Genomic DNA, 9839 nt, shown 5'->3' with positions numbered 1-9839 from the left:
CAGGGTCTTTCACTTCAGCAGTACATGCAGTTCACAGGTATGACAATGGATTCATTCCGTGAGCAGGTTCGTCCAGATGCATTACAGCGTACACAGTCTTCACTTGTACTTGAGGCAATTGCAAAGGCTGAGAACATCGAAGCTACAGATGCTGATGTTGATGCTAAGCTTGAGGAAATGTCAAAGCAGTACGGTATGGAGCTTGATCAGCTCAAGACTCTTGTTGGAGACAATGAGAAAGAGTCTATGAAGAAGGACATTGCTATTGAGAAGGCTATCGCTCTTATCATGGACAATGTTAAGGAGACTGCAAAGAAGAAGGCTACAAAGAAGGCTGACGATGAGGAGTCTGTTGAGGAGAAGCCAGCTAAGAAGACAACAAAGAAGGCTACAAAGAAAGCTGACGAAGAGTAAGAATAAACTGTAAAGTTTTTATTAACTTTTTGTAAAATTAAAGACATAGATTGTCAAAATAGATATAATTAAAAAGAATTTAATCACTGGCCTGGGCGTATGCTCGGGCTAGGTGTCTATTTGACATAATTATATCTTAGTTTAGGAGGACAGAAAAAATGGCTACAATCCCTTATGTCATTGAACAGAATTCTCGAGGAGAGCGTTCTTACGATATTTATTCTAGATTGTTAAAGGATAGAATTGTATTTCTTGGAGAGGAAGTAAACGAGGTTACAGCATCACTTATTGTTGCTCAGTTGCTTTTCCTTGAGTCTGAGGATCCAAGCAAGGATATTCATCTTTATATTAATAGCCCAGGTGGAAGTGTTACAGCTGGTATGGCAATTTACGATACAATGCAGTACATCAAATGTGATGTATCTACTATTTGTATTGGTATGGCAGCTTCAATGGGCGCATTCCTTTTAGCAGGCGGACAGAAGGGTAAGCGTTTTGCTCTTCCTAACGCAGAAGTTATGATTCACCAGCCATTAGGTGGTGCAAAAGGACAGGCTACAGAGATTGAGATTGCTGCAAAGAACATCTTAAAGACTAGAGAAAAGCTCAATCGTATGTTAGCTGAAAATACAGGAAAGCCATATGAGCAGGTATGTGCTGATACTGAGAGAGATCACTGGCTTGATGCTAAGGAAGCTCTTGATTATGGTCTTATTGATGAAATCATTACAAAAAAAGAGAAATAAAGCCGATATAAATTATAGTGGCTTATAGTATGTATTTTATTTAAGAGGTAGTTATGGCGAGAAACGATGATAGAGTTCGCTGCTCATTCTGCGGCAAAACACAAAATCAGGTTCGCAAGCTTATTGCTGGACCAAATGGTGCATTTATCTGTGACGAGTGCGTTGATATTTGCCAAGAAATAATAGTTGAAGAGCTTGATGATTTTGCTCCAGTAGCAGAGGGCGATTCCATTGAGATTAATCTTCAGAAGCCTGAAGATATGAAGGCATTTCTTGATCAATATGTTATTGGTCAGGATGAGGCTAAAAAGGTTCTTTCTGTAGCTGTATATAATCATTACAAGCGTATTATGGCAGACCCAGATGACATCGATGTTGAACTTCAAAAGAGTAATGTACTTATGCTTGGTCCTACTGGTTCAGGAAAGACCCTTTTAGCACAGACATTAGCTAGAGTATTGGGTGTCCCATTTGCAATTGCAGATGCCACAACTCTTACTGAGGCTGGATATGTTGGTGAGGATGTTGAGAACATTCTTCTTAAGCTTATTCAGGCTGCTGACTTTGATATTAAAAAAGCTGAAATCGGTATTATTTATATCGATGAGATTGATAAAATCACAAAGAAGTCTGAAAATGTGTCAATCACTCGTGATGTTTCTGGTGAAGGTGTTCAGCAGGCACTCCTCAAAATTATTGAGGGTACAGTAGCTAACGTACCACCACAGGGTGGACGTAAACATCCTCAGCAGGAGACTATAGCAATTGATACAAAGAACATTTTGTTCATTTGTGGTGGTGCTTTCGAAGGATTAGAGAAAATTATTTCTCAGCGTACAGACCATACAGCTATTGGCTTTGGCGCTGATGTAAAGGATAAGAATAATCAAAAGATTGATGAGCTTCTTCAGCAGGCTCTTCCTCAGGATTTCATTAAGTATGGATTGATTCCAGAGTTTATAGGTCGTGTGCCTATTAATGTATCACTTAATGAGCTTACAGAGGATGACATGATTCGTATTCTCAGAGAGCCAAAGAATTCTCTTACAAAGCAATACCAGGCATTATTCAAAATGGATGGTGTTAAGCTTGAGTTTGAGGATGATGCTCTTAGGGAGATTGCAAAGAAATCAATCGAGAGAAAGACTGGCGCACGTGGACTTCGTGCTATAGTTGAAAGCGTTATGATGGATCACATGTATCATGTTCCATCTGACGAGTCTATTACAGAGATTACAGTTACAAAAGAAATGGTTGATAGCAACCTTCTTCTCATTGACAAAAAGGATAATGAGGAGACAAGCGTTGTTTCAATCGAAGATAAAAAGGAAAAGAGTGCATAATGGTAATACGTTCGTGCAATCTAGAAACAGTGTGTGGGCCTACATCCAAACTTCCTAAAAATGACCTTCCAGAGGTTGCCTTTGCAGGAAAGTCTAATGTAGGCAAATCCTCACTTATTAACGCTGTCATGAATCGCAAATCCTTGGCTAGAGTTTCAGCCCAGCCAGGTAAGACACAGACAATCAACTTCTACAACATTAACGATGAGATTTATGTAGTAGATTTGCCAGGATATGGATTTGCCAAAGCTTCCGAAAAAGAAAAGGAAGCATGGGGCAAAATGATTGAAACTTACCTTAATACATCAGAACAGATTCGTGCAGTATTCTTATTAGTTGATATTAGACATACTCCATCTGCCAACGACAAGCAGATGTTCGAGTGGATGGATTATGTTGGATATGACCCAATTGTAATTGCCACAAAGGCTGACAAGATTAAACGTAGTCAGTTGGACAAGCAAATCAAAATAGTAAGAGAGGGCCTGGGAGCTGGAAAAGAGACAATTATTGTTCCTTTCTCATCACAAACAAAACAAGGCCTCGATACGATACAAGATTTTCTTGATCAGGTAATTGAAAACGAAGCAAGTCTTTCAGATGTAGATTTAGATTAATGAGAAAACGAAAATTTTTATTTGTGCTGCTCCTGCTCCTCTCCATCACCGTGGTGAGCACTTGTAGCACATTTTTTTATGTAAAACTTAATAATGTTGATTATAGGACAGATGAGTTCTTGGTGATGACTAGCTGTAATCCGATATATATTGCAACTACGAATGTTGTAGGGGATACAGATGGTGTCACTGTGCAAAATTTGAGTCAGCCTACTACTGGTTGTCTTCACGATTACACACTTACTACGGAAGATATGAAAAATCTATCTAAGGCAGATGTGTTAGTTGTTAATGGTGGAGGCATGGAAGGGTATCTTGAAGATGTTATGGAAGCATATCCTGAGCTTACTATTATTGATACCTATGAATGCTTAGAGCATGATTCTAGTTATTATGATTTGCATTTTGTAGAGGAAAATGACGAGGAAATTCTTGAGGATGAGCATTTAGAAGAAGAACATACAGAGGAAGAACATTCAGAAGATGGTCATCATCACGACCATGAGCAGAATAGTCATATTTGGATGGATAGCGAGATGTTCGCTGTTCAGGTACAGGCCATAGCTGATGGATTGTCAGAGCTAGATGCTTCTAATGCATCTTCATATGAGAAAAATGCATCTGACTATATCGATGCATTGAATACTAAAATAGATAAGCAGGAACTGGATCAAAAATTATCCGGTGACAATGTAGCTGTTTTACATGAGGCATTTGAGTACACAGCATTATCTCTAGGGGCTAATGTGGTTGCAACATTGGATTTAGATGAGGAACGTCAGGTAAGTGCTGGTGAGGTCAGCCAGCTGATTGATTCTATCAGAGATAATAATGTAAGGATTGTTTTTGCCGAGTACGATTATGGTAAATCAGTAGGCGACCTTATCGAGGAGCAAACTGATGCCAAGGTGGTATATTTGGAGACGCTAGTTCATGGTTCCTATGGAGCTTCGGATTACGTAACCACTATGAATGATAATTATTTAAAGATTAGCAATAGCCTGTAGCTATCAAGCTCTGAGATCTCTCAACCGAGACATTTTAGTCGAGGTGAGAGATACTCAGGCTTGAGAGCGTAACAGGCGAGAGAGAAACTATGAAAAAGATTATTCCATGTGGATTTCACTGTATTAAATTCATAAACCTGGGTGTAGCATTTGGCGATCAAGTGGTGCTTGATAATATCAATTTGCATGTTCACTGTGGACAAATGACTGCTATCATTGGTAGAAATGGTGCAGGTAAATCCACACTTGTGAGAGCGATTCTAGGTGAAGTTCCTTATACAGGAGAAATCCAGTTCAAGAATAAAATGAATAATAATATGCCGGGATTAAAAATTGGTTATGTCCCTCAGACTGTAAATATTGACAGAACTACACCTTTGTCTGTGTATGATTTATTTCAGTCCTTTACAGGTAAACTACCGATTCTTTTTTCTAGCAAGAAAGAGCATGATCACGTGAGAGAAGCCCTTGCGGAGTTTGATGTGGCTGAGCTTATTGATCAACCAGTAGGCACACTGTCTGGTGGACAGTTGCAAAGAGTACTTCTTGCCATGGCAGTACATGATACACCTAATTTATTACTATTGGACGAACCGGTTTCTGGAATTGATAAAAATGGTATGGATGCATTTTATGAAAAAATGCAATATCTGAAAGAAACACATGATTTAGCAATTATACTCGTTAGTCATGATTTGGACTATGTATATAAATATGCTGACAATGTGATTTTGATTGACCAAACAGTTACTGCAGCTGGACGTCCAAAGATAGTATATGAGACTGACGCTTTCAAAAAGGTATTTGGAAAGGGTGCAGTTGGAAATATGGAGGTGAATGCAAATGTTTAGTGAAATGTTTAGCTATGCCTTCATGATTAGAGCGACTATTGCGATTGTTTTGATATCACCATTATTTGGAATGGTAGGTACAATGATTGTTCAAAAGAGAATGGCGTATTTTAGCGATGCCCTTGGACATTCTGCACTTACTGGCATTGCGGCTGGTGTAATAATGGGTATAGGAAATACTACTATATCTATGGTTCTTTTCGGAATATGCTTTGCCTTATTACTTAATTATATTAGTAGGAAAGGCCTCAGTTCATCAGATACTTTGATTTCTGTTTTTGCTAGCTGTGCTACAGCACTTGGCCTTGCAATATTATCTAGAGGTGGAAGCTTTAGCAATTATTCGGCTATACTTGTGGGCGACATTTTGTCTATTACGGTATCAGAAATAATCCAGCTGGTGGTACTTTTTGGTGTAATCCTTATTTTTTGGTGCTACAGTATCAACAGACTTACAGCAATTAGCATTCATGCTACTTTGGCAAAGAGCCGCAGTATTTCTGTTAGGGTCATGGAGGATGCTTTTGCAATACTTATAGCGCTTCTAGTAATGCTTTCAATAAAGTGGGTTGGTATTCTTTTGATTAATGCGCTATTAATTTTGCCAGCAGCTAGCAGTAGAAATATTTCTGAGAATTTTAGAGAGTATACTTACTTGGCTATTCTTTTTAGTGTGTTCTCTGGTGTGCTTGGGTTGTTTGTATCTTACTTTACAGATATGGCTACAGGTCCAATGATTGTTATTATTGCAAGCGTAATTTATTTCGCTACTTATGTGTATGGAAAGGACAGATAATTATTTTTATGTCTTTTCAGTGAAAAGGATTTACAAGTAAATAACAGGTGATATACTAGGTGTTACAGAAGGGTTATTTGAATCTGTAGCACCTTTTTTTATAACCAAATGTGTAATAAAAAATTTTTTAAAATTTTTTCAAAAAAGGGGTTAAGTTTTAAAAACTTCTTCCGATAAAGTAAATGTAAGGTGGAGATAACAGTAAAGTTATTGTTATCACACACATACGTTAGATAAATGAAAAGGACTTCATTATCTGAGAATTTTCAACATCATATCATTATTCATATTTCGATATCAGGACAAGGATGTTAAGAATCGAAGATTAATATCAAGTTTTATTTCCATTTATCAATTGCAACTTTACAATTGAAAATTTTTTGTGCATGGATTTATTCTATTTTTGAATTGTATTCTTAGGCAAAAACTTTTTGTTAATTGAGGTAATCATATACAGTATGTCGCGCGAGTACTGTGTTGATTATAGATGTAATTTATTAACAATCAAGTGCAAAGGCACTTCTCCCAGGAAAGGAATCCAGGGAGTATCTACAAGGAGGTAGAATTTTATGGTAGTACAACATAACATGCAGGCAGCTAATGCTTCTAGAATGCTCAGCATTACAGCTGGAAATCAGGCTAAGTCAACTGAGAAACTTTCTTCAGGTTACAGAATTAACCGTGCAGCAGATGATGCAGCTGGTCTTTCAATTTCTGAAAAGATGCGTAAGCAGATCAGAGGTCTTGATCAGGCATCTACAAACGCACAGGACGGTGTTTCTGCAGTACAGACAGCTGAAGGTGCTTTAACAGAAGTACACTCAATGCTTCAGCGTATGAATGAGTTAGCAGTACAGGCTGCCAACGGCACAAACAGTGAGTCTGATCGTTCTTCTATCCAGGACGAAATTGATCAGCTTACAACAGAAATCGATCGTGTTGCTGAGACAACAAAGTTCAACGAGACATACCTACTTAAGGGTGGCAATGGTGAGAAGACTCTTAGAGTTGCAGCTCATGATGCAGGTCTTGACGGAACACTTATCTCTAACACAACAAAGGCTACATTCCAGATGAAGGCCCTCAATGTTGGTGATTCTTACACAATTGGTGGAACAACATACAGCATTGGTGCAGAGAAGGTTACAGCAGCTCTTGCAGCTTTGAAGATTGGTATGGGAGGCTCACAGCCAGCTTCACAGCCTGCAACATACGATGCATCTGGTACTGGTACAGTTCCTCAGCTTGCTTCAGGTAGTGTAATCACAATCGATGGCAAGTCATATACAATTGCTGATTCAACAGATATGACTCAGTCACAGATTACAGCAGCAAAGATTATGTCTATTGCAAGTGCAGGATCTACAATCCAGTACAATGGCAAGAGCGTAACAGTATTCTCTGATGATGTTTCAAAGGGCGTTGATCAGAATAATAAGACACTTATTGCAGCAACAGTTGCATACGCAAAGGTTAAGACAGAGCTTGCAGCAGCTTCTTCAATTGGTGCTACTGGAACACGTGCATCTGTAGAAGATGCTGTTAAGGTTGAAACTGGAGAAGGCACAAGCAAGGCTACATTCCAGAGCTTCACAATTACACGTGGTTCTGTTACAACTCAGAATGCACTTAACTTCAATCTTCATGTTGGTTCTGATGCTGACATGACAAACAAGATTGGTGTTACAATCGAAACAATGAGCTCTAAGAACCTCGGTATCGATGGACTTAACGTATCTGATGATACAGGTAAGGCTGCTACATATGCAATCGATGCAATCGCTGATGCAGTAGCTAAGGTATCAGAGCAGAGATCTGCACTTGGTGCTATTCAGAACAGATTAGAGCATACAATCGCTAACGTAGATAACGTAGTTGAGAATACTAACGCAGCTGAGTCTCGTATCCGTGATACAGATATGGCTGATGAGATGGTTACCTACAGCAAGAATAACATTCTTCAGCAGGCAGGCCAGGCTATGCTTGCACAGGCTAACCAGTCTACACAGGGCGTACTTTCAATCCTTGGATAATAACAAAACAGTAGCTTTAAGCGCAGCTTAAAGATTCTTTATCCAAATAATTGTTTCGCGCAGACTAGTTAAATACTAGTACATTAGGGGACTTCCGAAAGGAGGTCCCCTTTTCGTGTGTAAAAAAGCTAAAGTTTTTAAAATGTTCTCCGATAAAAGGAATAGATGATAAAAATCATCTATAGAAGCTTTAAAACTAAATAAAGCTATACTACTTTAATTTCTTCTCTGGTAGCAACGTGGTGGTTGGTCACACCACTTGTTATATAGATACGGGAATGCAGCCTAAAGTATGTAGCGTTTCCAATCATGAAACTTTTAGAATTTTTAGTAATGTTATGCAATTAACAATTTTGCATCTCTCATGAATGGAATCGTGAGAGTATCTACAAGGAGGTAGAAATTATGGTAGTACAACACAATATGCAGGCAGCTAATGCTTCAAGAATGCTTAATATCACAGCAGGTGCTCAGTCTAAATCGATTGAGAAATTATCTTCAGGATTCAGAATTAACCGTGCAGCAGATGATGCAGCTGGTCTTTCAATTTCAGAAAAAATGAGAAAGCAGATTAGAGGTCTAGATCAGGCTTCAACCAATGCATCAGATGGTATTTCGGCAGTACAAACCGCCGAGGGTGCCCTTACAGAAGTACATTCTATGCTTCAGCGTATGAATGAGTTAGCAGTTCAGGCAGCGAACGGAACAAATAGTGAGTCTGATAGATCATCTATCCAGGATGAGATTAATCAGCTTACTACAGAAATCGATCGTGTTGCTGAGACAACAAAGTTTAACGAAACGTACTTGCTGAAGGGCGGAAACGGAGAAAAAGAATACAGGGTAAAAGCTCACGATGCGGGCTTAGCTGGTACTTTGACTTCAAACACCACAAAGGCAACATTCCAGATGAAACAGCTCCAGATAGGTGACACCTATACAATTGGAGGCACAACATATGGAATTGGAGCAAAATCTGTTACAGCGGCTTTGGTAGCTCTAAAGATTGGTATGGGAAATTCACAACCAACATCAATGCCAGAGGCAGGAGGAACTGTTTCTTCAGCAGGTACAGTACCTCAACTTGCTACAGGTAGCGTTATCACGATCGATGGTAAGTCATATACAATTGATGATACAACTGACATTTCTCAGGCACATATTACAGCAGCCAAGATTATGAGTCTTGCTTCTCTTGGATCAACACTTGAATACAACGGATTAAGCGTATCTGTTTTCTCTGACAATGTAATTTCAGGTATTGACCAGAACAACAAGACACTCATAACAGCCTCAGTGGCATATGCAAAGGTTAAGACCGAACTTGCAGCCGCTTCATCAATTGGCGCTACCGATAAACGCGCAACTGTAGCAGATTGGCAATCAGAAAAGGTGATTACAAAGAAAGCTGATGGTACATCAACAGAAGCTACATTTGTCAACTTCACTATCACACGTGGTTCTGTAACAACTCAGAATTCTCTTGTATTTAATCTCCATGTTGGTGCTGATGCTGACATGACCAACAAGATTGGTGTAGAGATTGAGACAATGAGCGCAAAGAATTTGGGTATTAACGGACTCAATGTATCTGATGATACAGGCAAAGCAGCAACATACGCAATCGATGCAATTGCAGATGCTGTGGCCAAGGTATCAGCACAAAGATCTGCCCTTGGTGCAATCCAGAATAGACTGGAGCACTCTATAGCAAACCTTGATAACGTAGTTGAGAACTCTACAGCGGCTGAATCTCGTATCCGTGATACAGATATGGCTGACGAGATGGTTACATACAGTAAGAATAATATTCTTACTCAGGCAGGCCAGTCAATGCTCGCTCAGGCTAATCAGTCAACACAGGGTGTTCTCTCAATACTTCAGTAATATTAGCGTGGCCAAACGCATTAGTACTTCGAGTGCTATCCAAAAAATGGCGTCCCTACGGGGGCGCCATTTTCATTGTAACCAACCGTGGTATTGATATATATTAAAGAAAACTGTATAATAATTTAGGATAATATCTTTTTAT

General features: G+C 39.1%; 8 protein-coding genes and 1 pseudogene. All 9 read left to right on the top strand.

The features are described 5' to 3' along the window. Positions 1-414 (top strand): annotated as a pseudogene (gene tig / locus E7276_RS10590) (trigger factor); the annotation flags it as partial. Between the two features lie 158 nt (positions 415-572). Next, positions 573-1160: an ATP-dependent Clp endopeptidase proteolytic subunit ClpP gene (clpP, locus tag E7276_RS10585; protein ID WP_294217280.1), complete on the top strand. Its 588-nt coding sequence runs from the start codon at positions 573-575 to the stop codon at positions 1158-1160. 53 nt (positions 1161-1213) lie between these two features. Beyond that, positions 1214-2503 (top strand): ATP-dependent Clp protease ATP-binding subunit ClpX, encoded by a 1290-nt coding sequence (gene clpX, locus E7276_RS10580; RefSeq protein WP_294217278.1) that lies wholly within the window; start codon positions 1214-1216, stop codon positions 2501-2503. Next, the gene (yihA, locus tag E7276_RS10575) at positions 2503-3120 is read left to right on the top strand and encodes a ribosome biogenesis GTP-binding protein YihA/YsxC (protein ID WP_294217276.1); all 618 of its coding nucleotides are present in this window, start codon (positions 2503-2505) and stop codon (positions 3118-3120) included. Before clpX ends, yihA begins: the two co-directional genes overlap by 1 nt. A gap of 125 nt (positions 3121-3245) precedes the next feature. Continuing rightward, positions 3246-4127: a metal ABC transporter substrate-binding protein gene (locus E7276_RS10570; RefSeq protein ID WP_294217274.1), complete on the top strand. Its 882-nt coding sequence runs from the start codon at positions 3246-3248 to the stop codon at positions 4125-4127. 89 nt (positions 4128-4216) lie between these two features. Then, positions 4217-4978, top strand: a complete 762-nt coding sequence (locus E7276_RS10565) for a metal ABC transporter ATP-binding protein (protein WP_294217271.1) — start codon at positions 4217-4219, stop codon at positions 4976-4978. Then, positions 4971-5774: a metal ABC transporter permease gene (locus E7276_RS10560; protein ID WP_294217268.1), complete on the top strand. Its 804-nt coding sequence runs from the start codon at positions 4971-4973 to the stop codon at positions 5772-5774. Before E7276_RS10565 ends, E7276_RS10560 begins: the two co-directional genes overlap by 8 nt. Before the next feature lie 569 nt (positions 5775-6343). Continuing rightward, positions 6344-7807 carry a flagellin N-terminal helical domain-containing protein gene (locus tag E7276_RS10555; protein ID WP_294217266.1) on the top strand — a complete coding sequence of 488 codons (1464 nt, stop codon included), beginning with the start codon at positions 6344-6346 and terminating at the stop codon, positions 7805-7807. A 405-nt stretch (positions 7808-8212) separates the two neighbouring features. Then, a complete protein-coding gene (locus tag E7276_RS10550; RefSeq protein WP_294217263.1) occupies positions 8213-9694 on the top strand; it encodes a flagellin N-terminal helical domain-containing protein in 1482 nt (493 codons plus the stop codon). Positions 9695-9839 lie beyond the last annotated feature (145 nt).

It is taken from the genome of Pseudobutyrivibrio sp. (genome assembly GCF_015057185.1).
Lineage (GTDB): Bacteria > Bacillota > Clostridia > Lachnospirales > Lachnospiraceae > Pseudobutyrivibrio.
This window is presented reverse-complemented; position numbering and strand designations above follow the sequence as displayed.